Origin of the sequence: Pseudarthrobacter enclensis (genome assembly GCF_030811655.1) — a bacterium.
In the GTDB taxonomy this organism is placed as follows: Bacteria; Actinomycetota; Actinomycetes; order Actinomycetales; family Micrococcaceae; genus Arthrobacter; species Arthrobacter enclensis_A.
In genome coordinates, this window is the sequence record NZ_JAUSRE010000002.1 from 91,055 (window position 1) to 117,486 (window position 26,432).

Annotated in this window: 25 protein-coding genes; 15 read left to right on the forward strand and 10 right to left on the reverse strand. The window is 66.5% G+C overall.

The window, feature by feature from the left end:
- Positions 1-19 precede the first annotated feature (19 nt).
- Positions 20-1,933 carry an amylosucrase gene (locus J2X98_RS02120; RefSeq protein WP_307303825.1) on the reverse strand — a complete coding sequence of 638 codons (1,914 nt, stop codon included), beginning with the start codon at positions 1,931-1,933 and terminating at the stop codon, positions 20-22.
- 136 nt (positions 1,934-2,069) lie between these two features.
- On the opposite strand from J2X98_RS02120, the gene J2X98_RS02125 reads away from it, so the two are divergent.
- Positions 2,070-3,122: a tartrate dehydrogenase gene (locus tag J2X98_RS02125; RefSeq protein WP_307303828.1), complete on the forward strand. Its 1,053-nt coding sequence runs from the start codon at positions 2,070-2,072 to the stop codon at positions 3,120-3,122.
- Between the two features lie 20 nt (positions 3,123-3,142).
- On the opposite strand, the gene J2X98_RS02130 is transcribed toward J2X98_RS02125, so the two are convergent.
- Complete coding sequence (locus J2X98_RS02130) at positions 3,143-3,811, reverse strand: GntR family transcriptional regulator (protein ID WP_307303831.1); 669 nt, start codon at positions 3,809-3,811, stop codon at positions 3,143-3,145.
- Between the two features lie 125 nt (positions 3,812-3,936).
- Here J2X98_RS02130 and glyA point away from each other — a divergent pair, with 125 nt between their 5' ends.
- From glyA to J2X98_RS02175, 9 genes are all read left to right on the forward strand, one after another.
- On the forward strand, positions 3,937-5,277 hold the full coding sequence (glyA, locus tag J2X98_RS02135; RefSeq protein ID WP_141945420.1) for a serine hydroxymethyltransferase: 1,341 nt from the start codon (positions 3,937-3,939) through the stop codon (positions 5,275-5,277).
- A complete protein-coding gene (locus tag J2X98_RS02140) occupies positions 5,274-6,494 on the forward strand; it encodes a sarcosine oxidase subunit beta family protein (protein ID WP_307303835.1) in 1,221 nt (406 codons plus the stop codon). Before glyA ends, J2X98_RS02140 begins: the two co-directional genes overlap by 4 nt.
- Before the next feature lie 27 nt (positions 6,495-6,521).
- Positions 6,522-6,926, forward strand: coding sequence for a sarcosine oxidase subunit delta (locus J2X98_RS02145; RefSeq protein WP_141945424.1), 405 nt, complete (start codon positions 6,522-6,524; stop codon positions 6,924-6,926).
- Positions 6,923-9,865: a sarcosine oxidase subunit alpha family protein gene (locus tag J2X98_RS02150; RefSeq protein WP_307303839.1), complete on the forward strand. Its 2,943-nt coding sequence runs from the start codon at positions 6,923-6,925 to the stop codon at positions 9,863-9,865. The genes J2X98_RS02145 and J2X98_RS02150 overlap by 4 nt, the downstream gene beginning before the upstream one ends.
- On the forward strand, positions 9,858-10,496 hold the full coding sequence (locus tag J2X98_RS02155) for a sarcosine oxidase subunit gamma (protein WP_307303842.1): 639 nt from the start codon (positions 9,858-9,860) through the stop codon (positions 10,494-10,496). Before J2X98_RS02150 ends, J2X98_RS02155 begins: the two co-directional genes overlap by 8 nt.
- Positions 10,496-11,869, forward strand: a complete 1,374-nt coding sequence (locus J2X98_RS02160) for an L-serine ammonia-lyase (RefSeq protein WP_307303845.1) — start codon at positions 10,496-10,498, stop codon at positions 11,867-11,869. The genes J2X98_RS02155 and J2X98_RS02160 overlap by 1 nt, the downstream gene beginning before the upstream one ends.
- A gap of 3 nt (positions 11,870-11,872) precedes the next feature.
- The gene (purU, locus tag J2X98_RS02165) at positions 11,873-12,769 is read left to right on the forward strand and encodes a formyltetrahydrofolate deformylase (RefSeq protein ID WP_307303847.1); all 897 of its coding nucleotides are present in this window, start codon (positions 11,873-11,875) and stop codon (positions 12,767-12,769) included.
- A 116-nt stretch (positions 12,770-12,885) separates the two neighbouring features.
- Complete coding sequence (locus J2X98_RS02170) at positions 12,886-13,176, forward strand: FAD-dependent oxidoreductase (RefSeq protein ID WP_307303849.1); 291 nt, start codon at positions 12,886-12,888, stop codon at positions 13,174-13,176.
- Between the two features lie 103 nt (positions 13,177-13,279).
- Complete coding sequence (locus J2X98_RS02175; protein ID WP_307303851.1) at positions 13,280-14,761, forward strand: APC family permease; 1,482 nt, start codon at positions 13,280-13,282, stop codon at positions 14,759-14,761.
- Here the strand turns inward: J2X98_RS02175 and J2X98_RS02180 are convergent.
- Both J2X98_RS02180 and J2X98_RS02185 read right to left on the reverse strand, forming a co-directional pair.
- Positions 14,748-15,401, reverse strand: a complete 654-nt coding sequence (locus tag J2X98_RS02180; protein ID WP_307303852.1) for an AmiS/UreI family transporter — start codon at positions 15,399-15,401, stop codon at positions 14,748-14,750. The genes J2X98_RS02175 and J2X98_RS02180 overlap by 14 nt on opposite strands.
- Positions 15,402-15,545: 144 nt before the next feature.
- Complete coding sequence (locus J2X98_RS02185; protein WP_141945444.1) at positions 15,546-16,505, reverse strand: AraC-like ligand-binding domain-containing protein; 960 nt, start codon at positions 16,503-16,505, stop codon at positions 15,546-15,548.
- A 168-nt stretch (positions 16,506-16,673) separates the two neighbouring features.
- Between J2X98_RS02185 and J2X98_RS02190 the strand changes: the two genes are divergently transcribed.
- Together J2X98_RS02190 and J2X98_RS02195 are read left to right on the forward strand one after the other, a co-directional pair.
- Positions 16,674-17,348 (forward strand): DUF1345 domain-containing protein, encoded by a 675-nt coding sequence (locus J2X98_RS02190; RefSeq protein ID WP_307303856.1) that lies wholly within the window; start codon positions 16,674-16,676, stop codon positions 17,346-17,348.
- A 54-nt stretch (positions 17,349-17,402) separates the two neighbouring features.
- On the forward strand, positions 17,403-17,810 hold the full coding sequence (locus tag J2X98_RS02195) for a DUF1003 domain-containing protein (RefSeq protein ID WP_307303858.1): 408 nt from the start codon (positions 17,403-17,405) through the stop codon (positions 17,808-17,810).
- 55 nt (positions 17,811-17,865) lie between these two features.
- On the opposite strand, the gene J2X98_RS02200 is transcribed toward J2X98_RS02195, so the two are convergent.
- Positions 17,866-18,042 (reverse strand): CsbD family protein, encoded by a 177-nt coding sequence (locus tag J2X98_RS02200; protein ID WP_141945450.1) that lies wholly within the window; start codon positions 18,040-18,042, stop codon positions 17,866-17,868.
- Between the two features lie 60 nt (positions 18,043-18,102).
- On the reverse strand, positions 18,103-18,732 hold the full coding sequence (locus J2X98_RS02205; protein WP_141946728.1) for a TetR/AcrR family transcriptional regulator: 630 nt from the start codon (positions 18,730-18,732) through the stop codon (positions 18,103-18,105).
- A 120-nt stretch (positions 18,733-18,852) separates the two neighbouring features.
- Between J2X98_RS02205 and J2X98_RS02210 the strand changes: the two genes are divergently transcribed.
- Together J2X98_RS02210 and J2X98_RS02215 are read left to right on the forward strand one after the other, a co-directional pair.
- Entirely contained in the window at positions 18,853-20,793 is a 1,941-nt protein-coding gene (locus J2X98_RS02210) for a primary-amine oxidase (RefSeq protein WP_307303860.1), read from the forward strand.
- Positions 20,780-21,244 (forward strand): hypothetical protein, encoded by a 465-nt coding sequence (locus tag J2X98_RS02215; RefSeq protein ID WP_307303862.1) that lies wholly within the window; start codon positions 20,780-20,782, stop codon positions 21,242-21,244. Before J2X98_RS02210 ends, J2X98_RS02215 begins: the two co-directional genes overlap by 14 nt.
- Here J2X98_RS02215 and J2X98_RS02220 read toward each other — a convergent pair.
- The 4 genes from J2X98_RS02220 to J2X98_RS02235 form a co-directional block, all read right to left on the reverse strand.
- Complete coding sequence (locus tag J2X98_RS02220) at positions 21,225-22,241, reverse strand: NAD-dependent epimerase/dehydratase family protein (protein WP_307303864.1); 1,017 nt, start codon at positions 22,239-22,241, stop codon at positions 21,225-21,227. The genes J2X98_RS02215 and J2X98_RS02220 overlap by 20 nt on opposite strands.
- Positions 22,242-22,344: 103 nt before the next feature.
- Positions 22,345-22,719 carry a cupin domain-containing protein gene (locus J2X98_RS02225; RefSeq protein ID WP_141945458.1) on the reverse strand — a complete coding sequence of 125 codons (375 nt, stop codon included), beginning with the start codon at positions 22,717-22,719 and terminating at the stop codon, positions 22,345-22,347.
- A gap of 145 nt (positions 22,720-22,864) precedes the next feature.
- Positions 22,865-23,626 carry a ThuA domain-containing protein gene (locus J2X98_RS02230; RefSeq protein WP_307303866.1) on the reverse strand — a complete coding sequence of 254 codons (762 nt, stop codon included), beginning with the start codon at positions 23,624-23,626 and terminating at the stop codon, positions 22,865-22,867.
- On the reverse strand, positions 23,623-24,756 hold the full coding sequence (locus tag J2X98_RS02235) for a Gfo/Idh/MocA family protein (RefSeq protein ID WP_307303868.1): 1,134 nt from the start codon (positions 24,754-24,756) through the stop codon (positions 23,623-23,625). The genes J2X98_RS02230 and J2X98_RS02235 overlap by 4 nt, the downstream gene beginning before the upstream one ends.
- Before the next feature lie 265 nt (positions 24,757-25,021).
- Between J2X98_RS02235 and glnT the strand changes: the two genes are divergently transcribed.
- Positions 25,022-26,422: a type III glutamate--ammonia ligase gene (gene glnT / locus J2X98_RS02240; RefSeq protein ID WP_307303870.1), complete on the forward strand. Its 1,401-nt coding sequence runs from the start codon at positions 25,022-25,024 to the stop codon at positions 26,420-26,422.
- Positions 26,423-26,432: the final 10 nt, after the last annotated feature.

Consider the following 26,432-nt stretch of genomic DNA (forward strand, 5'->3'; position numbering starts at 1 on the left):
GCCCGGCGCCAGCTCCCAATTACTGCGGCGTAACGCGCAGCCAGAGATACTGACGGGGCAGGAGGGTGACGCCGCCGTCCAGCCGCAGGGCTGCTTCGGAGAGAAGGTCGACGGCGGCAGGGGAGTACCCGCCGAAGGTCTCCCCGGCCAGGGTCTGGGGTGAGTCGCTGAAATTGGCCAGCGCGAGGATGGTGCTGCCGCCTTCCGCGTCCCCCGGCCGCTGGTACCCGAGCACGGAGCGGTTGTTGGTGCCGAAGTCGATGAGCGTGGTCCCGGCAAATTCGGGGGTGCCGGCGCGCACCTCGACCATCCTCTTCAATCCCGCGTACACGGCGCCCTCCGGCGTGTCCGGGTCCAAGCGCCGGGCGTACTGCTCCGCCGGGAAGTGCGGCCGGTGCACCCATCGGCTGTCCTCCCCGTGGCCGGGCTCGGACGCGTAGCCGTAGTCATTGACCTGACCCACCTCGTCTCCCAGGTACAGCAGGGGGATACCGCCGGTGCTGAACGGCACCGAATGGGCCAGGAGGATCCGCTCCACCGCCTCAGCCGGGTTCACCTCCATGCCGCACAGGGACGCCGTCGTGCCGGAAATCCGGCAGTCACCGGTCTTGGGGTTGTCCTGGAAGGGGACGCCGCGGGCGAAGCTGCCGGGGAACCTGTTGACGTAGAAGGAGTTCAGGAAGCGGCGGTGGTCGAAGCCGTTGATGCCCAGCTCGGCGGCGTCCTCGTCGGCGAAGGTCCAGCCGATGTCATCATGGCTGCGGACGTAGTTCACCCAGGCCGTGCCGTCCGGGATGTTGTGCCTGCGTTCCAGGGCCTGGGCCAGGAGCGAGACGTCACGGGTGGCCAGGGACTCCCAGATCAGTGCCATCTGCAGGGGGTTGTACGAAAGCTGGCATTCCTTGGGGTCGATGTAGAGGGCGACTTCGTCCGGGTGCACGATCGCCTCGGACTTGAACAGCAGCGACGGCGCCGCCAAGCGGCACACCGCGTTGAAGGCCCGCAGCAGCGTGTGCGCCTGGGGCAGGTTCTCGCATGGTGTCCCCAGCTGCTTCCAGATGAAGGCCACGGCATCCATGCGCAGGATGTCCACGCCCTGGTTGGCCAGGAACAGCATCTCGCCTGCCATGGCACGGAAGACGTCGGGGTTGGAGTAGTTCAGGTCCCACTGGTAGGTGTGGAACGTGGCCCACACCCAGCGGCCGTCCTCCATCCGGATGAAGGACCCGGGGTGGTTCTCCGGGAAGATCTCGCGGACGTTCGCCTCGAACGCGTCCGGGATGGTGCGGTCCGGAAAGATCCAGTAGTAATCGCTGTACTCCGGGTCCCCCGCGGCTGCCTTCCGCGCCCACTCGTGTTCGTCGGAGGTGTGGTTGAAGATGAAGTCCACCACCAGGCTGATGCCGTTGTCCTTCAGTTCCGCTGCCAGGGACCGCAGTTGCTCCATGGTGCCCAGCTTGGGATTGACCTCCCGGTAGCTGGACACCGCGTACCCACCGTCGGAGTGCGGCTCGGGTGCCAGGAACAGCGGCATGAGGTGCAGGTACGTCAGGCCCAGTTCCTTGAAGTAGGGGATCCGGGCCCGGACTCCTTCCAGGCTTTCGGCGTAGCGGTCCACGTAGCAGACGCCGCCCAGCATCCGGTTGGACTGGAACCAGTCCGGGGCGCCTTCGCGCTCCGCGTCCGTTGCCTTCAGCTCCGGTGGCCGCTCCTGCCAGGACCGGGCGCACTGGAGGACCAGGTCCGTCAGCTGGTCCAGCCAGTCATTGCGGTCGCCGTACAGGGAGTGGAACAGGCTGCGGAGGGTGGGAAAGTGTCCGTCGAGGCGCCGGTCAAAATCCTGGTCCGGGCGCAGCCCAAGCTGCCGCTCCCGGGACAATGCAGACAGCACATGCCGGTGCGCTTCCTGGTCCTCGTTTACGGTTTCCTGCATCTTGACCGGCCTTTCGCGCTTCCGCCGGCCCTCCCGGCCGGGCACCTCTAGGGAAGTATGCCACGTCACACCTTGGAGCCCTGGCTGCTGCCTTTACGATTTAGGCACACAGGAATGAACGAGCGATTGGAACAACATGACCCGCACCTACACCATCGATTCCATTCCCGGTGACGGCATCGGCGTTGATGTCACGGACGTGGCCATGGAGTGCGTGGACGCGGTGGCCGGGCTGCACGGCTTTGGCGTGTCGTGGCGGGTCCGCGACTGGAACAGCGATTTTTACGTCAAAACGGGCCGCATGATGCCCGTTGACGGTATCGAGCAGCTCAGCAGCGGCGACGGGATCTATTTGGGAGCAGTGGGCACGCCTGACGTTCCGGATGACGTGACCCTGTGGGGGCTGCTGATTCCCATCCGGCGGGAGTTCGACCAGTACGTCAACCTTCGCCCCATGAAGCTGCTGCCCGGAGTGACCGGTGCGATGCCGGAGATCGAGGACCTGGACATCGTGGTGGTGCGCGAAAACGTTGAAGGCGAATACTCGCAGATCGGCGGCCGCTTCGGCGCCGGGACGGACGCGGAATTTGCCGTCCAGGAGAGCGTGTTCACCAAGGCGGGCATTACCCGCGTGGCGCGCTACGCCGCAAAGACCGCCGCCGGACGGGGCGGCACGCTGGTCTCCGCCACCAAATCCAACGGCATCATCCACACCATGCCGTTCTGGGACGAGGTAGTGGCCCGGACGGTGGAACAGTTCCCGGACGTCACGGTGGACAAGGTGCTTATCGATGCCCTCGCGGCACGGCTGGTCATGAAGCCCACGAGCGTCCGCACCATTGTGGCGTCGAATTTGTTCGGCGACATCCTGTCCGACCTGGTGGCCGGAGTGGCCGGCTCCATCGGCATCGCTCCCAGCGCCAACCTGAACCCTGAACGCCGGTACCCGTCAATGTTCGAGCCGGTCCACGGTTCTGCCCCGGACATTGCGGGCAAGGGCATCGCGAATCCCGTGGGCGCGCTGTGGGCTGCGGCCATGATGCTGGACCACCTGGGGGAGGAGGCGGCGGCCCGATCCCTGACCGCGGCGTTCGAGTCCACGCTTGCGGAAGGAATTGCGACGCCGGATCTTGGCGGCTCAGCCACCACGCTGGAGTTTGCCAGGGAAGTGCGCAGCCGGCTGCGGTAACAGAGCGTGAAGCACCACCGCTAAAGCACGTTGCGGATGGCCTGTTCGAAACTGGTGACGTGCTCCAGGGCGAGCTTGCCCGCCCGCTCCGCGTCGCCGTCGGCCACTGCCTCCAGCAGCTCCACGTGCTCGGCGATGTGGGACGCGACGGAGGGCACCTTTTCCAGCACCATGCACCAGATGCGCGTGGCCAGGTTGTCGTAGCGGATCAGCACGTCCTCGAGGTGCGAGTTGGCCGCGGCCCGGTAGATCAGCCGGTGGACTTTGATGTCGTACCGCATGAGGTCGTAGGGGTCGTCGTCATCGCCCATGGTGGAGATTGCCGCTGCAGTCTCCCTGATTTCCGCGCGCAGTGCCGGCGTTGCCAGCTTGGCGGCCCGGCGCGCCGCCAGGGGCTCCAGGGATTCGCGCAGCTCGGAGACGTCGGCGAGTTCGGTGATGTCGACGATGGTGGCGAACGTTCCGCGGCGGGGGTAGGAGACCACGAGGTGGTCGCTTTCCAGGCGTTTGAGTGCTTCCCGGACCGGCGTCCGGCCAATCCCGAGCTCGGCCGCCAGCTTGCCGTCGTTGATCGCCTCGCCCGGCCGGATGTCCAGCATGATGAGCCGGTCGCGGAGGTGCCGGTAGGCCTGTTCGGAGAGCGAGAGGTCTCCCTCCCCAGCGAGGTGGTTCTCTAATGTGACGCTCATCTCGAGCCTTCCCAGGAGTGCTATTGACGTCCAAGTGATCTGGAACATACTATTACGACAGTTCTAATATATCAGTTACAGATCAGTTATAGGTCAGTAACTCCGAAGGGCTTAGAAGGAGAACCATGCAGGATGTACTGAATGCCTCGCTCGCCACGGTAGACGCCGACGTCGCCGCCGCTGTGGCACGGGAACTGCACCGCCAGCAGTCCACCCTTGAAATGATCGCGTCGGAGAACTTCGCTCCGTCCGCCGTGATGGAGGCCCAGGGCTCGGTCCTCACCAACAAGTACGCCGAGGGCTACCCGGGCAAGCGCTACTACGGCGGCTGCGAGCACGTCGACGTCATCGAGCAGCTGGCCATCGACCGCGTGAAGGCCCTCTTTGGCGCAGAGTTCGCCAACGTCCAGCCGCACTCCGGCGCGCAGGCCAATGCCGCCGCCATGTTCGCCCTGCTGAACCCGGGCGACACCATCCTTGGCCTGTCCCTGGCCCACGGCGGCCACCTGACCCACGGCATGAAGATCAACTTCTCCGGCAAGCTGTACAACGTGGTTCCGTACCATGTCCGCGAAGATGACCTCCGGATCGACATGGCCGAGGTGGAAGCCCTGGCCCTGGAGCACAAGCCCAAGCTGATCGTTGCCGGCTGGTCCGCCTACTCCCGCCAGCTGGACTTCGCCGAGTTCCGCCGCATCGCCGACCTGGTTGGCGCCTACCTGATGGTGGACATGGCCCACTTCGCCGGCCTCGTCGCCGCAGGCCTGCACCCCAACCCCGTCCCCTACGCGGACGTGGTCACCACCACCACCCACAAGACACTGGGCGGACCCCGCGGCGGCGTCATCCTGGCCAAGGAGGAGTACGCCAAGAAGATCAACAGCGCGGTGTTCCCCGGCCAGCAGGGTGGACCGCTGGAGCACGTGGTCGCTGCCAAGGCCGTGGCCTTCAAGCTCGCCGCAGCCCCCGAATTCAAGGAACGCCAGGAGCGCGTCCTGCAGGGAGCCAAGCTCCTGGCTGAACGCCTCCTCAAGGACGACGTGGCAGCCGCCGGCATCTCCGTGGTCAACGGCGGTACCGACGTCCACCTGGTCCTGGTGGACCTGCGCAACTCGGAGCTCGACGGCCAGCAGGGCGAGGACGCCCTCCACCAGATCGGCATCACCGTCAACCGCAACGCCGTCCCCTTCGACCCCCGCCCGCCGATGGTCTCCTCCGGACTCCGGATCGGCACCCCCGCCCTGGCCGCCCGCGGCTTCGGCGCCGCGGAATTCACCGAGGTTGCGGACATCATCGCCACTGCGCTGATTGCCTCCGCCGGCACGGGCAGCCTCCCCGGGGACACCGCCGTCGAACTCCGGGAACGCGTGACGGCCCTGGCCGCCAAGTTCCCCCTCTATCCGCACCTCTCCGCCGACGCCAACCTGGCCGGCATCGAGGCAGACCTGATTGGAGCCGCCCAGTGAGCACCCAGCACCTTCCGGAGCACCCGGATTTCCTCTGGCGGAACCCGGAACCCAAGTCCTCTTACGACGCCGTGGTTGTCGGCGGTGGCGGGCACGGCCTGGCCACCGCGTACTTCCTGGCGAAGAACCACGGCATGACCAACATTGCCGTCCTGGAAAAGGGCTGGCTGGCCGGCGGCAACATGGCCCGCAACACCACCATCATCCGCTCCAACTACCTCTGGGACGAGAGCGCCGCCATCTACGAGCACGCGCTCAAGCTCTGGGAAATCCTGCCCGAGGAACTTGAGTACGACTTCCTGTTCAGCCAGCGTGGCGTGATGAACCTGGCCCACACCCTGGGCGACGTCCGCGAAAGCATCCGCCGCGTGGGCGCCAACAAGCTCAACGGTGTGGACGCCGAGTGGCTGGACCCGCAGCAGGTCAAGGAACTCTGCCCCATCCTGAACATCCGGGACAACATCCGCTACCCCGTCATGGGCGCCACCTACCAGCCCCGCGCCGGCATCGCTAAGCACGACCACGTGGCCTGGGCCTTCGCCCGCAAATGCGATGAAATGGGCGTGGACATCATCCAGAACTGCGAAGTCACCGGCTTCCTCAAGGACGGCGACCGCGTGGTGGGCGTCAAGACCAACCGCGGCACCATCAACACCGAAAAGGTGGGCCTCTGCGCCGCCGGCCACAGCTCGGTCCTGGCAGAGATGGCCGGTTTCCAGTTGCCCATCCAGTCCCACCCGCTGCAGGCCCTGGTTTCTGAGCTGCACGAGCCCGTCCACCCCACGGTGGTCATGTCCAACCACGTCCACGTCTACGTCTCGCAGGCACACAAGGGCGAACTGGTCATGGGCGCCGGTGTTGACTCCTACAACGGCTACGGCCAGCGCGGCTCTTTCCACGTGATCGAGCAGCAGATGGCGGCCGCCGTCGAGCTCTTCCCCATCTTTGCCCGGGCGCACGTACTCCGGACCTGGGGCGGCATCGTGGACACCACCATGGACGCCTCGCCGATCGTGGGCACCACCCCGGTGGAGAACATGTTCGTGAACTGCGGCTGGGGAACCGGCGGATTCAAGGGCACGCCCGCCGCGGGCATGACCTTCGCGCACACCATCGCCACCGGCGCACCGCACGCGCTGAACAAGCCGTTCTCGCTGGAACGCTTCGAAACCGGCGCCCTCATCGACGAACACGGCGCCGCCGCCGTGGCCCACTAGCCCCGCCACCAGAAAGGACCAACGCACATGCTGCTGATCCCATGCCCCAACTGCGGCCCGCGGGACGAAACCGAATTCCACTACGGCGGCCAGGCCCACGTCCCGTACCCGGAGAACCCGAACGAGCTGACCGACACGGAGTGGTCCCGCTACCTCTTCTACCGGGAGAACCCCAAAGGCATCTTCGCCGAGCGCTGGGTCCACAGCACCGGATGCCGCCAGTGGTTCAACATGCTCCGCGACACCGTGAGCTACGACATCAAGGCCGTCTACAAGATGGGCACGCCGCGGCCCGACAGTTCCTCGAGGGCCACGCCCGAGACCGGGACCGCCAGCACCGGCCCTGACAGCACCACCACGGGAAGTGCCGCACCCAGCACCTCCACCACGAGCATCCTCAGCACCACCGCCCCGGAAGGAGCGACCAAGTGACTTCCCAGAACGCCCGCCTGGCTACCGGCGGCCGCATCGACCGCACCATCTCCTGGCGCTTCACCGTGGACGGCGAGGAGTTCAGCGGCCACCCGGGTGACACCCTGGCCTCGGCCCTGCTGGCCAACGGCCACATCGCTGCCGGGAACTCGCTCTACGAGGACCGGCCCCGCGGCATCATGTCCGCAGGCGTGGAAGAGGCCAACGCCCTGGTCCGCGTGGAAGCCCGCTTCCCCGGCCACGTCGCCGAATCCATGCTCCCCGCCACTACCGTCTCCCTGGTCGACGGGCTCAAGGCCACGCTGCTGAACGGCTTGGGCAAGCTTGACCCGGAGGACGACCGCGCCGAATACGACAAAAAGTACGTCCACACCGACGTCCTGGTTGTCGGCGGCGGCCCCGCCGGACTCGCCGCAGCCCGCGAGGCCGTCCGCACCGGAGCCCGCGTCATGCTGCTGGACGACCAGCCCGAACTCGGCGGCTCCCTGCTCTCCGGCTCCACCGCTGAGGGACTGGCCGAGACGATCGAAGGCAAGCCGGCCCTGGAATGGGTTGCCGACGTCGAAGCCGAGCTGGTTTCCGGCGCGGAATCCACCGTCCTGAACCGCACTACCGCGTTCGGCGCCTACGACGCCAACTACGTCATCGCCGTCCAGAACCGCACCGACCACCTCTCCAGTCCCGCTGCCCCCGGCGTCTCCCGCCAGCGGATTTGGCACATCCGTGCCAACCAGGTGGTGCTGGCGCCCGGCGCGCACGAGCGTCCCCTGGTGTTCGAGAACAATGACCGTCCGGGCATCATGCTGGCCTCTGCCGTGCGCAGCTACCTCAACCGTTACGGCGTTGCCGCCGGCAAGCGCGTGGTCATCGGCACCACCAATGACAGCGCCTATGACGTCGCCGCCGACCTCGCCGCCGCCGGCGTCAAGGTCGCAGCCGTGGTGGACGCCCGTCCCAAGCTCACCGCCGTGGCGACGGCCGCCGTCGAATCCGGCATCCGGGTGCTGATCGGCAGCGCGGTGGCCAACACCTCGGCAGGCGCCGACGGCCGCCTGGACGGGGTCACGGTCCGCAGCATCAACGACGACGGCGAGCTCACCTCGGGCGTCGAACAGATCTCCGCAGACCTCCTGGCAGTGTCCGGCGGCTGGAGCCCGCTGGTCCACCTGCACTCGCAGCGGCAGGGCAAGCTGCGCTGGGACGACGACCTGGCAGCCTTCGTGCCCAGCACCGAAGTGCCCAACCAGCAGACCATCGGCTCCGGCCGCGGGTCCTTCGCCACCGAAGACTGCGTCGCCGAGGGCGTCTCCGCCGGCGCGAGGGCGGCCATCGCCGCCGGGTTCGCGTCCGCCGTCGAGCCTTCCGTGTTTGGTGAGCCGAAGGCCTCCGCCCCCACCCGCCAGCTCTGGCTGGTGCCGGGCGAGAGCGGCACGCCTGACGACTGGCACCACCACTTCGTGGACTTCCAGCGCGACCAGTCCGTGGCGGACGTGCTCCGCTCTACCGGCGCAGGCATGCGCTCCGTGGAGCACATCAAGCGGTACACCTCCATCAGCACCGCCAACGACCAGGGCAAGACCTCGGGCGTCAACGCCATCGGTGTCATCGCCGCGGCCCTGCGCACGGCCGGCGAGGCCTCGCGCGGCATCGGTGACATCGGCACCACCACCTATCGTGCGCCGTTCACCCCGGTGGCTTTTGCTGCACTGGCCGGACGCCAGCGCGGCGAGCTGTTCGATCCCGCCCGCGTCACCTCGATCCACCCCTGGCATGTCGCCAAGGGCGCGCTGTTCGAGGACGTTGGACAGTGGAAGCGCCCCTGGTACTACCCGCAGGACGGGGAGGACATGGACGCCGCCGTGCTGCGCGAATGCGCTGCAGTCCGCGAGTCCGTGGGCTTCATGGACGCCACCACCCTGGGCAAGATCGAGATCCGCGGCAAGGACGCAGGGGAGTTCCTGAACCGGATCTACACCAACGCGTTCAAGAAGCTCGCCCCCGGCTCCGCACGCTACGGCGTCATGTGCACCCCGGACGGCATGATTTTCGACGACGGCGTGACCCTCCGCGTGGACGACGAAACCTACTTCATGACCACCACCACCGGCGGCGCCGCCAAGGTGCTGGACTGGCTGGAGGAATGGCTGCAGACCGAATGGCCTGGGCTGGACGTCAAGTGCACCTCGGTGACCGAGCAGTGGAGCACCATTGCCGTCGTCGGCCCCAAGTCCCGTGAAGTCATCGCCAAGGTGGCGCCGGAACTGGCTGCCAACGGCGGCCTGGACGCCGAGGCCTTCCCCTTCATGACCTTCCGCGAAACCACCCTCGCCTCGGGTGTCCGCGCGCGGATCTGCCGCATCTCGTTCTCCGGCGAACTGGCCTACGAGATCAACGTCCCGGCCTGGTACGGGCTGAACACCTGGGAGGCTGTGGCGGCTGCCGGTGCGGAATTCAACATCACCCCGTATGGCACCGAAACCATGCACGTGCTCCGCGCCGAAAAGGGGTACCCGATCGTCGGGCAGGACACGGACGGCACCGTCACCCCCCAGGACGCCGGCATGGAGTGGATCGTCTCCAAGGCCAAGGACTTCATCGGCAAGCGCTCCTACTCCCGCCTGGACGCCCAGCGCGAGGACCGCAAGCACCTGGTCAGCGTCCTGCCCGTGGACGGCACGCTCCGGCTGCCCGAAGGCACCCAGCTCGTGGAAAAGGGCCGCTCCACCAATCCGGCCTATGGCCCGGTGCCGATGGAAGGCTTCGTCACCTCCAGCTACCACAGCGCCGCGCTGGGCCGCTCATTCGGCCTGGCCCTCATCAAGAACGGACGCAACCGCATCGGCGAAACGCTCGTTGCAGCCGCCGGCGACCAGCTGGTGGACGTGGTTGTGGCAGAGACAGTGCTTTTTGACCCCGAAGGGACCCGTAAAGATGGCTGAAACAGCAGCATCCCCGACCTCAGCAGACAAGAACCTCGCCGCCCGCGTCAGCCCGGCCAAGCAGCTGGCTGAAGCGTTCGCCGCCGGTTCCCTGGCCGGCACCGTTGAGCTGTCCGAAGTGCCCTTCCTGACCATGGTGGGGCTCCGGGCGGACGCCGGCTCGGAAACCGCAACCCGGCTGGCCGCCGTCACCGGCGGCCTGCCTGCCGGCTCCGGATCGGTGGCCACCAAAGGTGACGCCTCCGTGCTGTGGCTGGGCCCCTCCGAGTTCCTGGTGGTGGCACCCACCGAGGCCCACGAGTCCCTGGGCGGGGACCTGATCCCCGCTCTCCGGGAGGCCCTTGGCGGCGACTCGGGCCAGGTGGTGGACCTCTCCGCCAACCGCACCACGTTCGAGCTGACGGGACCCCGCGCCCGTGCCGTCCTGGAAAAAGGCTGCTCGCTGGACCTGCACCCGCGGGTGTTCAAGGCCGGCACCGCCTTCTCCACGGAGATTGCGAACATCCCCGCCATCCTGTGGAAGACCGGTGAGGAATCTTTCCGGATCTTCCCGCGCGCCTCTTTCGCCGAGTTCCTGGGCCGGTGGCTCCTGGACGCCATGCGGGAGTACGCCTCGCCAGAGGTCCCCTGATGGCGCTCAGCGTCCTGGACCTCTTCTCTGTTGGCATCGGGCCCTCGTCGTCACACACGGTGGGCCCGATGCGGGCGGCCAAGCTCTTCGCTGACGGGCTGAAGGGCGACGGGCAGCTGGCCTCCACCGTGCGCGTCCAGTCGGAACTCTTCGGTTCCCTGGGCGCCACGGGCCGCGGCCACGGCTCAGACAAGGCCGTGGTCCTGGGGCTGCAGGGCCTGGAACCCGAAACCGTCAACACGTTCACGGCGGATGACCAGGTGGCCGCCGCCGCGCTCAACGCAGAACTGCACGTCGCGGGCACCCACCGGGTGGACTTCAACTGGGAAGAGGACGTGGTGCTCCACCGCCGCAAATCCCTTCCCGCGCACCCCAACGGCATGACCTTCCGGGCCTTCGACCACACCGGAGCAGTGCTGAGCGAGCGGAGCTTCTACTCAATCGGCGGCGGCTTCGTGGTGGACGGCGACGCCCGGGGCGCGGACAAGGTGGTGGCGGATGACACCGTGCTGCCGTATCCGTTTTCCACGGCGGATGAACTCCTGCAGATCTGCAGCCGGGAAGGCATGTCCATCTCCGATGTCATGCTGGCCAACGAGCTGACCTGGCGCAGCGAAGCCGAACTCCGGGAGCAGCTCCTGGGGCTGTGGGCCGTGATGAAGGAATGCGTGCAGAACGGCTGCAACGCCGAAGGCATCCTGCCCGGCGGCCTGAAGGTAACCCGGCGGGCGCCCGCGCTCCACAAGACACTTTCAGCAGACTCGGCCAGCACGGACGCGCTCCACGCCATGGAATGGGTCAACCTGTTCGCCCTCGCCGTGAACGAGGAAAATGCCGCCGGCGGGCGAATCGTCACCGCCCCCACCAACGGGGCCGCGGGAATCGTGCCTGCCGTCCTGCACTACTACATGAAGTTTGTTCCAGGAGCTGACGACGACGGCGTGGTCCGCTTCCTGCTGGCGGCGGCCGCCGTCGGAATCCTGTTCAAAACGAATGCCTCCATCTCAGGTGCCGAAGTGGGCTGCCAGGGTGAGGTGGGCTCCGCCTGCTCGATGGCCGCCGCAGGGCTCTGTGAAGTGCTCGGCGGGACGCCCGCGCAGGTGGAAAACGCCGCCGAGGTGGGGATCGAGCACAATCTGGGCCTGACCTGCGACCCCGTGGGCGGCCTGGTGCAGATCCCCTGCATCGAACGGAATGCGATCGCCAGCGTCAAGGCGATCAACGCGGCCCGGCTGGCCCTGCACGGGGACGGGAGCCACAAGGTCTCGCTGGACAAGGCCATCAAGACCATGCGCGACACAGGGGCCGACATGAAAACCAAGTACAAGGAAACCTCCCGAGGAGGACTCGCCGTGAACGTGATCGAGTGCTGAGCCATGACCGTTACTGAAACCCAGATCCCCGCACCGAAGGTGCCCACCACCGTGGCACACGTCCTGACCCTCGACTGCCCGGAAGGCCCCGGGATTGTCCACGCCGTCTCCGGGTTCCTGCTGGAGCACGGCTGCGACATCATCGACAACAAGCAGTTCGGTGAGCGCACCGAGGGCCATTTCTTCATGCGCGTGCACTTTGTCTCCGAAGGGGACGAATCCACGCTGGACACCCTGCGGTCCTACTTCGCCCCTGTCGCCGAAAAGTTCGGCATGCGCTGGCAGCTGGAACGCCAGGGATCCAAGCGCAAGGTGCTGATCATGGTCTCCAAGTTCGGCCACTGCCTCAACGACCTGCTCTTCCGCGCCAGGATCGGCGAACTGCCGGTGGATGTGGTGGCGGTGGTGTCGAACCACCGGGACCACCAGGCGCTGGTGGAGTGGCATGGCATCCCGTTCCACCACGTCCCCGTCACCGCCGAGACCAAACCTGCCGCCGAGGCTGCGCTGATGGCACTGGTGGATGGGCTGGATGTGGAACTGGTGGTGCTGGCCCGCTACATGCAGGTGCTCAGCGACGACCTCACCCGCAAGCTGGACGGCCGCGCCATTAACATCCACCACTCGTTCCTGCCCAGCTTCAAGGGCGCCAAGCCGTACCACCAGGCGTACGCCCGGGGCGTGAAGACCGTGGGCGCCACCGCCCACTACGTCAACGCCGAACTGGACGAGGGGCCCATCATCTCCCAGCAGGTGGTGGACGTGGACCACACCTACGGGCCCGAGGACCTGGTGGCTGCCGGCCGCGATACCGAATGCAAAGCCCTCTCCAACGCGGTGAAGTGGCACTGTGAGGGCCGTGTCATCCTGCAGGGCAACCGCACTGTGGTGCTCCGGTAACAAACGACAACTTCATATCGAAAGCGCGGCTGGCTGCCTTGGGCGGCCGGCCGCGCTTTTCTGCGCCCGGATGTCTTTGCCGCTCAGGACCCGTCCCGCCGCAGGAGAACCGCCTGGTGCCGGGCGTGGAGGTGGCCGGCGTGGCCACCCACGACTGGGTGGCGGATCCGCTCGCGGGCGAGACCTGGCCCATGCACCGGACGGGTTTCCTGGCCAACCACCTGGCCGTGATGCAGTCGGCCCACGGCAACGTGCTCTTCGCCGGCTCTGACATCGCCAACGGCTGGGGCGGGTTCATTGACGGTGCCATTGAAAGCGGCATGGAAGCGGCGCTGGAAGCCGTGTCGCTGGCCGCCGCCCGCCCCGCACTGCAGGAACGCGTCCTGCAGGAACCCGCATTGCGCTGACAATCAACAACTGGTCGCTGGTGGACAAAGCCCTTCTGCTGCCCGCTGCCAAGCTGGATCCCACAGCAATTTTCCCCAACTCATGACCGTTAAGAAGGATCAAATGAGTATTTCGAATTCCGAACCCCGGACCACTGACGCTCCGGCCAAGGAGCACTCAACTGCCCTCCGTGCCGGCAGCATCGGCGTCCTTGGCATCCTCTTCTTCGTCCTCTCGGCCCAGGCGCCCCTGACGGGTATTGTGGGCGCCTCGCCGCTGGCCGCAGCCCTGGGCAACGGGGCCGGCGCCCCCGGCGCCTACCTCATCGTGGGCATCGTCATCGTGATCTTCGCCGTTGGCTTCGTGGCCATGAGCCGCAGGATCCAGGCCAACGGCGCGTTTTACGCCTACGTCACCGCGGCCTTTGGCAGGAAGACCGGCGCCGGGGCTGCGTGGCTGGCCCTGCTTGCATACAACACTGTCCAGGCCGCGATGTACGGCCTGTACGGTGCAGCCTTCTCCGGGCTGCTCGCCTCCGTCGGGCTTGAAGTCCCGTGGTGGCTGCTGGCAGTGGCCACCATGGCCGGCGTCCAGGTGCTCGGCTCGCTGAACATCGAACTCGGCGCCCGCGTCCTGGCCCTCCTGGTGGGTCTCGAGGTGGCCATCCTCCTGCTGTTCGGCTTCACGGTCCTGTTCAGCGGCGGTGGTCCCGAAGGCATCAGCGTGGCCGCGTCCTTCTCGCCCGAAGCCATCGGCGCCGGGGCGCCCGGCGTGGCCATCATGTTCGCCGTGGCCTCCATGTTCGGCTTCGAATCCACCGCCATCTACTCGGCTGAGGCCAAGGACCCGCACCGCACGGTTGCCCGGGCCACCTACCTGTCTGTCGGCGTCATCTCCATCTTCTTCTCCTTTATCTCCTGGATGCTGGTCAGCTACTACGGTCCGTCCCGGGTGATGGATGCCGCAGGCGCCGCCCTCCAGTCAGGGGACGCAACCTCCTTCGTCCTGGGACCCCTGGTTGAACTTTTCGGCCCCTGGGCCGGCATTGTGGCAGGCATCCTGCTGGTCACGTCACTGCTCGCCGGGATCATCGCCTTCCATAACGGCATCAACCGCTACCTGCACTCCCTGGCCCTGCGCGGTTCCATGCCCGCAGTCCTGGCCCGGACCAACCGGCACCGCGCACCAGCCATTGCCGCCTGGGTCCAGTCCGCAACCGCCGTCGTCCTGGTGCTTCCGTTCGCCATCCTTGCCATGGACCCGGTCCTCACCCTTTTCTCCTGGTTCAGCGGCCTGGCCGTGGCCGCCCTGCTGGTGCTGTACATGCTGTGCTCGGTGGCCGTGGTGAGCTTCTTCCGGCGGGAACGGGAAGGGGCCAAGCTGTGGCAGACGCGGATTGCGCCTGTCCTGGCCACCGTGCTGCTCGCCTGGGTCCTGTCCCTGGTGGTCAGCAACTTCACGGCCCTGATCGGAGGCAGCGCCGAGACAGCCATCGCCCTGCTGGCGGCCGTTCCTGTGGTCTTCCTGGCCGGGCTGCTGGTCGAGTCGGGGATCGAGCGCCGGCACCACGTCGCCGCCGGCAGGCCTGTGCTCAGCCGGCAGTAAGGCGCTCCGGCCCTACTGCCTGCCCCTCAACGCTTATACCGGCCCGGCGCGGACCATCATGTCCGCGCCGGGCCAGCGCGCGTGCTGCCACGAAGAGTCCTGCCAGGAGCACAGCCGCCACCAGCGCTGCCAAGGAGGTGCGGGGCCACAGGCCAGCCAGGCCCAGGAAAGCCGGGACGGTGGCGGTCACCTGGCTGGCAAGGACCAGGGCCCAACCCGTGAACGGTTCCAGCCGCGCGGCACCCATAACGTTGGACGCAAACAAAAGCCCCCACAGGACCGCCCAGCAGACCCAAAGGACGGCGAGCAGCGGGTCGACGGCGAGCCACGCCGCGGCCAGCAGAAGGCCAACGAACGCCACCATGCCGCAGAACCACCCGAGCCCCCTGGAGCCCAGCCCCAGCAGGACGTCCATTCCGCCATACACGTATGTCAGCCCGAACAGGAACATGCCCGCGGCGGTCATCAGCGCTTCCGGACCATTCCCGGCGGCGGAGAGATGCACGACGCCGAGCACCAACTGGGTGCCGCCCAGCACCAGGCTGAAGGCGGCAGCGTCCCGGCGGGGAAGGTGCCCCAGGCCAGCCAGGCCGTTGACCAGCAGCGCGGCGCCCGAGAGGAGCAGGCAGACGTAGGGCATCAGGGCGTCCGCCGGTTGCTGAAAAGAACCCCCGCGGTTATCGCTTGGTGGAATAGTGCTATCACAATACGGATTTTAGCCGGGAGCGCCGCCGGCGCCTACTGCCCCTCAGTCGCAATCCGATAGCTTGTGTGAGGTCCTGCGCTAGCTGCCCCTGCGCCACTCCGTGGGTGAGATGCCGAAAGCATCCCGGAAAGTCCGGCTGAAATGCGCCGCATCCAGGAATCCCCAGCGGGCAGCCACCGTGCCGACGGACTGCCCGGCATGCAACGGGTCCCGGAGGTCGCGGCGGGCGCCCTCAAGCCGCTGGGTCCGGATCCAGCTGGCCACGGTGCTTCCCGACTCGTGGAAGACATTGTGCAGGTGCCGGGTGGAGATGAAGTGGGCCGCGGCGATACTCGCGGGGGACAGCATCGGATCGGCGAGGTTAGCCTCAATGTACTCGCGGATCGAGACTGCCAGCAGCGCCTGCGGCTTCATCCGGTCCGGGGTGATGTCCATTTCGGCGTGCAGCATGGTGGACACCAGGTCCAGGGCGTTGGTGGCAAGCCTGGCGCCACTGGGTCCGTTCAGGACGTCCAGGTTTGACGAGAGCTGCCGGATGAACTGTCCTACGATCCCGCTGAGGCCTCCGCTTCCCAGGCGTACCGCTGCGAGCTGTCCCACGTAATCCGGGGGCAGGGACAGGGTGTCGCAGGGGAACATCAGGACCATGATCCTGGTGTTCTCTTCAAAGGCGAGCGTGTAGGGCCGGTTGGTGTCGTAGATGGCCAGGTCACCGGGCTGCAGGACCGCTTCGCGGTTGTCCTGGATCAGCAGCCCTGTGCCCTCCAGTTGCAGGTTCAATTTGAAGTAGCGCTCGTGGGCCTGGGCGATCAGGGCTGGAGTGCGGTGGACCTCGTGCGAGCTGGCGGTCACTTCCACGATGGACATCCGGTCCAGCACCCGGGAGCGCATCCGGCCCTGGAAGCCGTCAACATCGACCGTCCGGGCTGTGAGGGGAACAAACGATTCCGCCACCAGGTGCTTCCAGTGGTCAAATGACGTGGCAACGCTGGAGGTGACGTCCCGGCGCTGGGCCTGGGCGGGTGTAGCTGCTGGCATGATGTTCCTCGCGACGGACGGCCACTCGACGACTTCCCCCGGTTCTGTGTCCTGCGACACAATGCATTCAGGCTAACGCTGGCGGAATCTTTTTTCAACGGTTGGCGAAAATAAAAAGTCCTTCTTTTCTTCCAGCCAAGTCCAAGGCTCCCGTGGAAAAATCGGCCAATGAACTCCATGCCGGTCGCCGTAGACCACCATCGGAACTTCAACTCCCGCGCGCACCACTCGCGGCTCCGGATGATCGTAATGCTTGCCGTCGGGCTCCTCGCCGCCCTGGCCACCGGCTCGCTGGGAAACTGGGCCTATGCCCCGGCCCTTGGCTGGGCCGCCGCCTCGGCCACCTACCTCATCTGGGTGTGGAGCGTCATCGGCCGCCTGGGCCCTGCAGCAACGGCTGCCCACGCCAGGAGGGAAGACCCCGGCCGGGTGTTCTCGGATGCCCTGGTCCTCACTGCCACGATGGCCAGCTTCGCGGGCGTAGCCCTTATCCTGCTTGATGCCTCCAACGAGCAGGGAGGCGCCAAGGACGCTACTGTGGCCATGGCCCTGGGCAGCATCGCCCTTTCATGGTTCCTGGTGCACACCCTGTTCACCCTCCGGTATGCCGCCATCTACTACCGGGACGGGACGGGCGTCGACTTCCATGAGGAGGGCCAGCCCCGCTACTCGGACTTCGCGTACCTGGCCTTCACCGTCGGGATGACATTCCAGGTATCGGACACCGACCTCAAGACCAACGCCATCCGTGCCACGGTGCTGCGGCAGGCGCTCCTGTCCTACCTCCTGGGGGCCATCGTCCTGGCCACCACCATCAACCTGGTGTCCGGACTCATCCACTAGGCGCGCCGAACAGTCGGTGGTGCCGGTGCGCCGGCGGAAGCCTATTCTGGGCGCATGGTTGACATGAGAGTTAATTGGCACCGGCGGCACAAAGAGGGCCTGACCGCTGGCGACAGGGCCGCGGACACCCTGCGCAACGGTATGGGCAGCTGGCCCTTCGTGGGCATCTTCATCGGGTTCATGGCACTGTGGGCCGCGGTGAATTCCTACGTCCTGGCGAACAGCGCCTGGGACCCCTACCCCTACATCCTGCTGAATCTGTTCCTGTCCATGCTGGCCGGGCTGCAGGGTGCCATCCTGCTGATTGCCGCAAAGCGCCAGGACGCCATTGCCTCGGCAATGGCCCAGCATGACTATGAAACGGATGTCCGGGCCGCGGCGCAGGTGGAAATGCTCATGAATATGAATGCCGAGCAGCTGAAGCTGCTGCAGGAACTGCGGGAGATGAGGGAGAAGTCCTAAGAAACGCCAATGGGTGCAACTCCATGCGGAGTCGCACCCATTCTTGCGGCGTCGATCAGTCCTTCTTGAAGGCGTCCTTGACGTTCTCGCCCGCCTGCTTCAGGTCCGATTTGGCCTGGTCTGCCTGGCCTTCGGCCTTCAGGCTCTCATCGCCCGTAGCGCTGCCGGCAGCTTCTTTGCCCTTGCCGCCAAGCTTCTCTGCTGCATTGCCGATCTTGTCATCCAAACCCATGGAGCTGCTCCTTACAATTGGTGCTCTCCCTGGCCAACGCCAGAGCCTGACCCCTCCATACTAAGCATGCTTTCCACTTTGGCGCCCATCCGCCGTCGTATTTTTGCCCAACAGGGCCAAGTAGCCCTCCAGTTGTTCCGCGTGGCCAAAGTCCGTGTGGCCCTCCGCCGCAAGGGCGGCCTCGATCTGGGCTCCGAGCAGCATATTCAGCAGCTGGCCGGCAAGGATTGAATCGTCGACGGCGGCACGGACGTCGCCGCTGTCCCTCGCCTCTGCGAGGAAGCGGCGGATCGCAGCCAGCCACTCATCCATGGACTGCTGGTGGATGGCGGCCTTCTGTGGATCGTTGACCGCCTTCTGCCAGAAGGGGATGACGATCCGCGCCTCGTTGATGCGCTCCTCGTCCAGGGGAAGGACCTCCAGGCAGAAGGCCCGCAGGGCGTCGACTCCGGACTTGCCCTTGGTGACCTGGGCAATCCGCTGGTTGGTCCGGTTGAAGACGTGGCCAAAGGCGAATTCCAGCAGCGTGTCCTTGGTGGGGAAGTAGGGTTTCAGTGCGCCGTTGGCAAAGCCGGCCTCCATGGCAATCTCCCGCATGGTGGCACTTTCAAGGCCGTGCCGGGCGATGATCCGCCACGTCGCGTCCACGAGTTCCAAGCGGCGCTCGTCATGGTCAACAATCTTCGGCACCGCGGCCACTCCCCGGAAATATTTGCTCAAGCCCTTGTGAGCCATCTTACTTAAAGCTTATTCTCTACAACTATAGAAAATAAACCAGTGGCCGGATACGGCCCGGACAAAGGTTCACCCATGACTCTTGCACCCACCGAAACCGCCTCAGCCTTCCGCCTGGCCTCCGCGGAGGAAATCCTGGACGTCCGCTCCATCCTGCAGTCGGCAGGCCACCTGGGCCCCGGGCATCGGATCGCCTATCTCGGGCTGTTGGACCCGTCCCGGGAAGCGGACCCGCAGGCGGCGGACCGCCGGTTCCGGGCCTTCATCCACGACGTCTCCGGGGCTGCGCCGCGCGACGTGGTGGTCTCCACCACGCAGCAGAAAGTGCTCTCCGCCGTCGAACTCGACACTGCCATGACCGGCGAACTCCCGGTCCTGGAGGAGGAGTTCGAAGTGGTGGAGTCGCTTCTGGCCACCGATGAGCGCTGGCTCGCCGCGCTTGCTGCGCGGGGCCTCCAGGTCGAAAAGGTCCGTGTTGCCCCGCTGTCGGCGGGCGTCTTCGAGTACACGGAGGAGAAGGGACGCCGCATCCTGCGTGGGCTCGCGTTCGTCCAGGACTTCCCGGGGGACAGTGCGTGGGCACATCCGGTGGACGGCCTGGTGGCCTATGTGGATGTGGTCAGCAAGGAAGTCACCCAGGTGATCGACCTCGGCGCCATGCCCATCCCGGCCGAGCACGGCAACTACACCGATCCCGAACTGACCGGCCCGGTACGCGAAACCCAGAAGCCCATCAGCATCACCCAGCCCGAGGGGCCCAGCTTCACCGTCACGGGCGGCAACCATGTGGAGTGGGAAAAGTGGAGCGTGGACGTGGGGTTCGATGTCCGCGAAGGGGTGGTCCTGCACAACCTGGCTTTCCAGGACGGCGGCCGGAAGCGGCCCATCATCAACCGCGCGTCCATTGCCGAAATGGTGGTGCCCTACGGCGACCCGTCACCCATCCGGTCCTGGCAGAACTACTTCGACACCGGTGAATACCTGGTGGGCCAGTACGCCAACTCGCTGGAGCTCGGGTGCGATTGCCTTGGCGAGATTACGTACCTGAGCCCGGTGATCAGCGACGCGTTCGGCAACCCGCGGGAGATCCGCAACGGCATCTGCATGCACGAGGAGGACTGGAGCATCCTCTCCAAGCACTCCGATCTGTGGAGCGGCGTCACCTACACCCGCCGCAACCGCCGCCTGGTGATCTCCTTCTTCACCACCATTGGCAACTACGACTACGGCTTCTACTGGTACCTCTACCTTGACGGCACCATCGAGTTCGAAGCCAAGGCAACCGGCATCGTCTTCACCTCGGCGTTCCCCGAGGGTGGCTCGGACAACATCTCCCAGCTCGCCCCGGGCCTGGGCGCGCCCTTCCACCAGCACCTTTTCAGCGCCCGGCTGGACATGGCCATCGACGGGTTCACGAACCGGGTGGAGGAAGAGGACGTGGTCCGGCAGGCAATGGGGCCCGGCAATGAACGAGGCAACGCCTTCTCCCGCAAGCGCACCCTGCTGGCCCGGGAATCGGAAGCCGTCCGGGAAGCCGACGCAAGGGCCGGGCGTACCTGGATCATCTCCAACCCGGAATCACGCAACCGACTGGGCGAGCCCGTGGGCTACAAGCTCCACTCGCACAACCAGCCCACGCTGCTGGCGGACCCGGGCTCCTCCATTGCCCGACGTGCCGCCTTTGCCACCAAGGACCTGTGGGTCACCCGGTACGCCGAGGACGAGAAGTACCCCACAGGCGACTTCGTCAACCAGCACGCCGGTGGCGCGGGGCTGCCCGCCTACGTGGCGCAGGACCGGGACATCGACGGCCAGGACATCGTCGTGTGGCACACATTCGGCCTGACCCACTTCCCGCGGATGGAGGACTGGCCGATCATGCCGGTGGACACGGTGGGCTTCAAACTGCGGCCCGAGGGCTTCTTCGACCGCAGCCCGGTCCTGGACGTGCCCGCCAACCCCAACCAGCAGGCGTCGTCCTGCCACAGTGAGGGCGGCAGCGGTGGCTGCCACTAGCCTCGCTGCAGCCACGGCGGGGAGTACGACGGCGGCAGGACGGTTCCGTGCCAACGGTCCGGTCCTGCATCCCAGGCTGGTCGCTGTGGTCACCGCCGTTTCCTGCGCGGCCCACGTGTGGCTGGCCGTGTCCGGTCACCACGCAGTATGGCTGGGCGTCCTGATGGTGGCCCTCGCCGCCGTCTGTCTTCCGTGCACCGTCCATATCTGGCGGCACAGCCGGGCAGGCGCCCTGCGCCAGGTCACCACTGCCGCCGTAGCCATGGCCGCACTGCACGCCGTCCTGCTGCTCGGCGGTGGTGCCGGGCACGTACATGGCGGCGCATCGACGTCGTCAGCTGTTGCCGGCCCGGGAGGCAGCGCACAGCTGCTGCTGGTGATCGGCCTGGAACTGGCGACGGCGCTGCTCGCCGCCACTCTGGTGGCGCGGGTCAGGCGGCTGGCTGTGTAGGTACGCCGGATAAGCCGGCGGGGACTCCCAAGGCGCGGGCGACGTGCAGCTGTTCGTGCTCGACAAGCCATTGGATGGATTCGAAGATGGCCTGCTCGGGCTCGTACCGCGGCGCATAGCCCAGCACCGTGGCGGCCTTGTCGATGCTGAAGCACTGGCTCCGATAGAGGTGGCCCCAGCTCGATTCCGCGTACTCCCTGGAGGTGTCCTCGCGGAACCGCTCCCAGGAAACAGTCTCCAGCACGGCGGCGTGCCCAAACCAGGCCGCCGCAATGTCTGCGTAGCCGCGGACCGTGAGGGCGGTGGTCGCGACAATGTTGAAGTCCTCACCGGTTGCCGCGTCCCGCCGGGCGATGGCCTTTTCGAAGGCCTGGGCTACGTCGTCGGCGTGAACGTGGTGCATCAGCTCCGCACCGCTGCCGGGAACCCGGAGGGGCTGGCCGGCGGAGATGGTCTGCCAGACACGGGGGTCGAGGTTTCCGAGTGGGCCGATGGGGTGCCATCCTGGGCCTACGATGTGGCCCGGGTGCAGGGAGGTGGTGGGCAGGCCGCCCCGCGCCGTTTCCTCCTTCAGCATCAGGGCGATCCTGTTCTTCTGGATTCCATACTCGCCAAACGGCGCAGCAGCCGAGTCTGATCCCTCCCTGATGGGCAGCTTGAGGCTGTGCCCGTAGCGCCAGACGGAGCCGCAGTGCAGCAGGTGCCCCACCTCCCCGCGCAGCCGCTGAACCAGCGACATTGCCGAGTCCAGGGTGAAGCAAACCAGGTCCACCACGGCGTCGGGCTTCAGCGCTGCCACCCGGTCCCCGAAGGTCCCGCCCCTGTCTTCCGCCTCCCGATCTGCGGTGACGTGGTGCACCTGCTGCCATTCCGGGGCGTCCGTGTAGGGCTTGCTGGTGCCGCGGCTGATGTTGGTGACGTCGTGGCCCGCCCGGACCAGCCGGGGGACCAGGAACGAACCGATGTGGCCGCTGCCGCCGATGACGGTGACTCTCATTGCTCTCCGATCGTTGTGTCCCCTCAACCGTAGGGCCGCGGCAGCGGGAAAGGGAGGCCCTTGCGGACCTCCCTTTCCTGGTTCTTGGCGCTGAACCCCAAGGTCAGGCGGGCTTCGCGTACTCGGCCGCACTCATGACTTCATAGCCAACGAACGTCTCGTCGTTTTCCACCCAGGCGTCGTGGCCGGCAGGAATTGAGTAGGCGTCCCCCGCGTGGATGGTCTTCCGGGTTCCGTCGGTCAGTTCAACCGTGAGGGTTCCGGCCGTGCAGAAGCCGAGGTGGTTGTTCTGGCAGCTGTCGGTGTGGACGACGGTTTTGACTGTCTCGGACCACCGCCAGCCGGGCTCGAAGGTGAACCGGCCAAGCGTGGCGCCGCCAATGTTGACCACATCCACCTGCGTCTTGGGCGGGCGGCGCTTTTCGTCGGGTTCGTTGAAGGATTTGGATTCGAGGTTCGTGACCGTTACTGCAGGCATTGCTGGCTCCTGAAAAGGAGTGGTTATTGAGTTCGTCCAGGGTGGGGCCCCGGGAGAATAGGGCCGGCAGGGTGGGTGGTGCCCCTACAGAACCTGCCGAACCCCACATGCGACGATCTCAATCTGCTCCCAGGCGCAGTGCATGTCAATGATGCTTTTCTTCCTGGAACCATTCCCGCGGAGGGTTGCTGACGCTTGGGGCTGCGCGGTCGAGCCCGGGCTGCGCGGCCCAGCGTACCCCGTTCGCCAGGACCCGCTGGATCTGCGGATGGTGGTACACGGGGTACTCCTGGTCGCCGGGGCTGAAGTAGAAGATGCGGCCCTTGCCGCGGGTGAACGTGACACCGGAACGGAACACCTCGCCCCCGGCGAAGGAGCTGATGAAGATCAGGTCGTCAGGGTCAGGAATGTCGAACAGTTCCCCGTACATCTCCTGTTCCGGGATGACGATGGGACTGTCCACGCCTTCTGCGATGGGGTGCGAGGGTTTCACGGTCCACACCAGCTCCCGCTGGCCGTCGTTCCGCCACGCCAGCGAGCAGCTGGTGCCCAGCAGCTTGGTGAAGATCTTCGAAAAGTGCCCGGAGTGGAGCACGATCAGCCCCATCCCGCCCAGCACGTGGCGGTGGATGCGCTCGACGACGGCGTCGCCCACCTCGGCGTGCGCCACATGGCCCCACCAGAGCAGGACGTCCGTCTGGGCGAGCACCTCCTCACCCAGTCCGTGCTCGTCATCGGTGGCGAGGACCGCCGTCGTGATGTCCGCGTCCGGAAGGTGGGAGCGAAGCCCTGCAGCGATGGCTCCATGGATGCCGTCAGGGTACATATCCCCGATGTGGGGCGGTTCGTTGTTGGCCTCGTGGACGCCCTCATTCCAGACCAGGATCCTGGGTTTGCCGTTTGTCACAGCCGAACCTCCCTTTGCTCCACAGCCGACTGGTAGCACGCGTCGATGATCTGTGCCCGGTAGAACGCCAGGGATCCGTCATGCCTGGCCCATTCCGGTGGGCCGCCGCGGACTGCGGTGACAAAATCCTCCACCACCGCATCATGCGCACGGCCCGGCAGGACAGGGGGCAGGTAGTCCGCGGATTCACCATCCCGGTCGGTGAACACCCGCAGCTGGCCCACCGGGGGGAATGGTGCCCCGTGCGCCCTGAGTTCGGCTCCGCCGTCGGTCCCGTACACCGTGAAGTCCAGCTGGTCGTCTGTCTCCCGGTAGGCGGCCCAGCTGGCCTCCACCAGGAGTGTGGCGCCCCCCTCCAGCCGGAGGAACGCCGAGGCAAAGTCTTCCACTTCGAACGCGTGACTGGACGCCTGGGCCGTGAACCGGCTTCCGCCGCCCCGTCCGCGAGGCCCCAGCTCGGAGTGGGTGGCCGCGGAAACTGCCACCACCCTGGGCTCGCCCAGGAGGTACAGGGCGAAGTCGAGCACGTGGACGCCGATGTCAGCCAGCGGGCCGCCGCCGGCCAGCTCCGGGTTGGTGAACCAACTGCCCAGCGTGGGAATGCCGGAACGCCGCAGCCACGAAGCCTTCGCATAGTAGGGCCGGCCCAGTCCGCCGCCGTCGATCACTTCCTTGAGCGCCTTGATATCGCCGCGGCGGCGGTGGTTGAAGGCAACGTCCAGGACGCGGCCGGCCTTGCGGGCAGCGTCCACCATGGCCCGGCCCTCCGCGGCGTTGCGTGCAATGGGCTTCTCGCTGAGGACGTGGATTCCCCGTTCCAGGGCGGCGATGGCGATGGGTGCATGCAGGAAGGTAGGCACTGCCACGCTCACCGCATCCAGGCCGCCGTGGTCCAGCATGTCCTGCCAGTCGGCGAAGGCATTCGGGATGGAATACTCGGCCTGCAGGGAGTTCCGGAGTTCCTGCTCCATTCCTGCCACTGAGGCAATCCGAACGCCGGGAAGGCCGGAGTAGGCCTTCAGGTGCTGCTGCCCGGCCCACCCGATGCCCACGACGCCCACCCGTAACTCCTGGTCAGGGGACTCTCCTGGCGTGGGCGGCTGCTGGCCGCGGAACTGATCGCTGGTCAAAGGGCTACCTCTTCCTTGCAGGCTGGTCCGTCGGCGTCGTCACGTGGAGCATTCTTTCCGCCAGGCCTCTGCACGCCGCCCGCGCGAACCCGCGGTTCCGTCCCGGGCGCTCCCGCAAAAGCATGCCTGGCGTGACGGATCCGTACCCGGCATTCCGCGAAACATGCAATTAACCTGCGCGCCGGACAACGGAAATGTGTTTTTGGCTAATCTGATGCAACAAGGTTTACTCATAGCTAACGCCCACCCGGACAGGAATGTTTCGATGACCAGTGTCGCAACCCCTGCTGTAACCCCCGCCCCCGGCCTTGCCGGGCAGGCGCCGTCATCGCTGGCGGAAAGCATCACCCTGGCGGACATCGCCCGGGCCCATGACGTCCGCTTCCTCCTGGCCACCTTCGTGGACATGACCGGCAAGCCCTGCGCCAAGCTGGTCCCCGTCGAAGCCGCCGGCGAACTCGAAGCAGGCGCCATGGGCTTCGCAGGCTACGCCGCCGGCCTCATCGGCCAGAAGCCGCAGGACGGGGACCTGATCGCTGTCCCCGACCTCTCCTCGTTCACCCCGGTCCCCTTCATCAGGGAGGGCCTGGCCATCATCCACTGCGACCCGCACGTGGACGGCAAACCGTGGCCCTACGCCCCGCGCGTCATCCTCAAGAATGCGCTGGCCCGCCTGGCGGACAAGGGTATGCAGGCAAAGGTCGGCGCCGAGGTGGAGTACTTCCTGGTAAAGAAGAACGACGACGGGACGCTGAGTACCGCCGATACCCGGGACGATTCGCCCCGCCCCTGCTACGACGCCCGCGGCGTCACCCGGATGTACGAACACCTCACGTCCATCAGCGACGCGATGAATTCGCTGGGATGGGGCAACTACGCCAACGACCATGAGGACGCCGCCGGCCAGTTCGAGCAGAACTTCAACTACGCGGACGCCCTCACCACCGCGGACCGGGTTGTCTCGCTCCGCTACATCCTGAACATCCTGGCCGAGCAGCGCGGGATGACGGCCACGTTCATGCCCAAGCCGTTCACGGACCGCACAGGCACCGGGCTGCACTTCCACTTGTCCCTGTGGTCGGGTGCGGATGCGCTGTTCCCGGCGGGGGAGGGAACGGACGACGACGAACGCGGCCTTGGGCTCTCCAGCCTCGCCTATTCCTTCATTGGCGGCATCCTGGACCACGCACCGGCGCTCCAGGCCTTCCTGGCTCCGACAGTCAACTCCTACAAGCGCTCCGGCGCCACCACCAGCTCCTCCGGTGCCACCTGGTCGCCGCGGAAGGCATCCTTTGGCGGCAACGACCGCACCCACATGATCCGCGTGCCGGACAGCAAGCGGATCGAGCTGCGCTCCGGCGACGGGTCGGCCAACCCGTACCTTGCCATCGCCACCGCCATCACGGCCGGCCTGGATGGGGTGGAGAAGTCCCTCGACCCGGGGCCGCCGTCCGGGCCGGGGGAGTCCAAGCCGGACGCGCACCTGCTTCCCGCCACGCTGCTGCACGCCGTTGAGGCGCTCCGGAAGGACCCCGTGATCCTGGCCAGCCTCAGCGGCGACCCCGACATCGGGACCTACTACTCGGACGCCAAAGAAGAGGAATTCCTCAGCTGGCACAACCAGGTCAGCGACTGGGAAATCCGAACCTATTTGACCTCCATCTGATCCCTGCGAA

Excerpts from the sequence above, each read along its gene's own strand:
- J2X98_RS02130 (WP_307303831.1), bottom strand. The coding sequence starts at position 3,811 with ATGAGCGTCACATTAGAGAACCACCTCGCTGGGGAGGGAGACCTCTCG.
- J2X98_RS02125 (WP_307303828.1), top strand. The coding sequence starts at position 2,070 with ATGACCCGCACCTACACCATCGATTCCATTCCCGGTGACGGCATCGGC.
- J2X98_RS02220 (WP_307303864.1), bottom strand. The coding sequence starts at position 22,241 with ATGAGAGTCACCGTCATCGGCGGCAGCGGCCACATCGGTTCGTTCCTG.
- J2X98_RS02195 (WP_307303858.1), top strand. The coding sequence starts at position 17,403 with ATGGTTGACATGAGAGTTAATTGGCACCGGCGGCACAAAGAGGGCCTG.
- glyA (WP_141945420.1), top strand. The coding sequence starts at position 3,937 with ATGCAGGATGTACTGAATGCCTCGCTCGCCACGGTAGACGCCGACGTC.
- J2X98_RS02210 (WP_307303860.1), top strand. The coding sequence starts at position 18,853 with ATGACTCTTGCACCCACCGAAACCGCCTCAGCCTTCCGCCTGGCCTCC.
- J2X98_RS02155 (WP_307303842.1), top strand. The coding sequence starts at position 9,858 with ATGGCTGAAACAGCAGCATCCCCGACCTCAGCAGACAAGAACCTCGCC.
- J2X98_RS02225 (WP_141945458.1), bottom strand. The coding sequence starts at position 22,719 with ATGCCTGCAGTAACGGTCACGAACCTCGAATCCAAATCCTTCAACGAA.
- J2X98_RS02200 (WP_141945450.1), bottom strand. The coding sequence starts at position 18,042 with ATGGGTTTGGATGACAAGATCGGCAATGCAGCAGAGAAGCTTGGCGGC.
- J2X98_RS02190 (WP_307303856.1), top strand. The coding sequence starts at position 16,674 with ATGAACTCCATGCCGGTCGCCGTAGACCACCATCGGAACTTCAACTCC.
- J2X98_RS02175 (WP_307303851.1), top strand. The coding sequence starts at position 13,280 with ATGAGTATTTCGAATTCCGAACCCCGGACCACTGACGCTCCGGCCAAG.
- purU (WP_307303847.1), top strand. The coding sequence starts at position 11,873 with ATGACCGTTACTGAAACCCAGATCCCCGCACCGAAGGTGCCCACCACC.
- J2X98_RS02120 (WP_307303825.1), bottom strand. The coding sequence starts at position 1,933 with ATGCAGGAAACCGTAAACGAGGACCAGGAAGCGCACCGGCATGTGCTG.
- J2X98_RS02145 (WP_141945424.1), top strand. The coding sequence starts at position 6,522 with ATGCTGCTGATCCCATGCCCCAACTGCGGCCCGCGGGACGAAACCGAA.
- J2X98_RS02180 (WP_307303852.1), bottom strand. The coding sequence starts at position 15,401 with ATGCCCTACGTCTGCCTGCTCCTCTCGGGCGCCGCGCTGCTGGTCAAC.
- J2X98_RS02160 (WP_307303845.1), top strand. The coding sequence starts at position 10,496 with ATGGCGCTCAGCGTCCTGGACCTCTTCTCTGTTGGCATCGGGCCCTCG.
- glnT (WP_307303870.1), top strand. The coding sequence starts at position 25,022 with ATGACCAGTGTCGCAACCCCTGCTGTAACCCCCGCCCCCGGCCTTGCC.
- J2X98_RS02185 (WP_141945444.1), bottom strand. The coding sequence starts at position 16,505 with ATGCCAGCAGCTACACCCGCCCAGGCCCAGCGCCGGGACGTCACCTCC.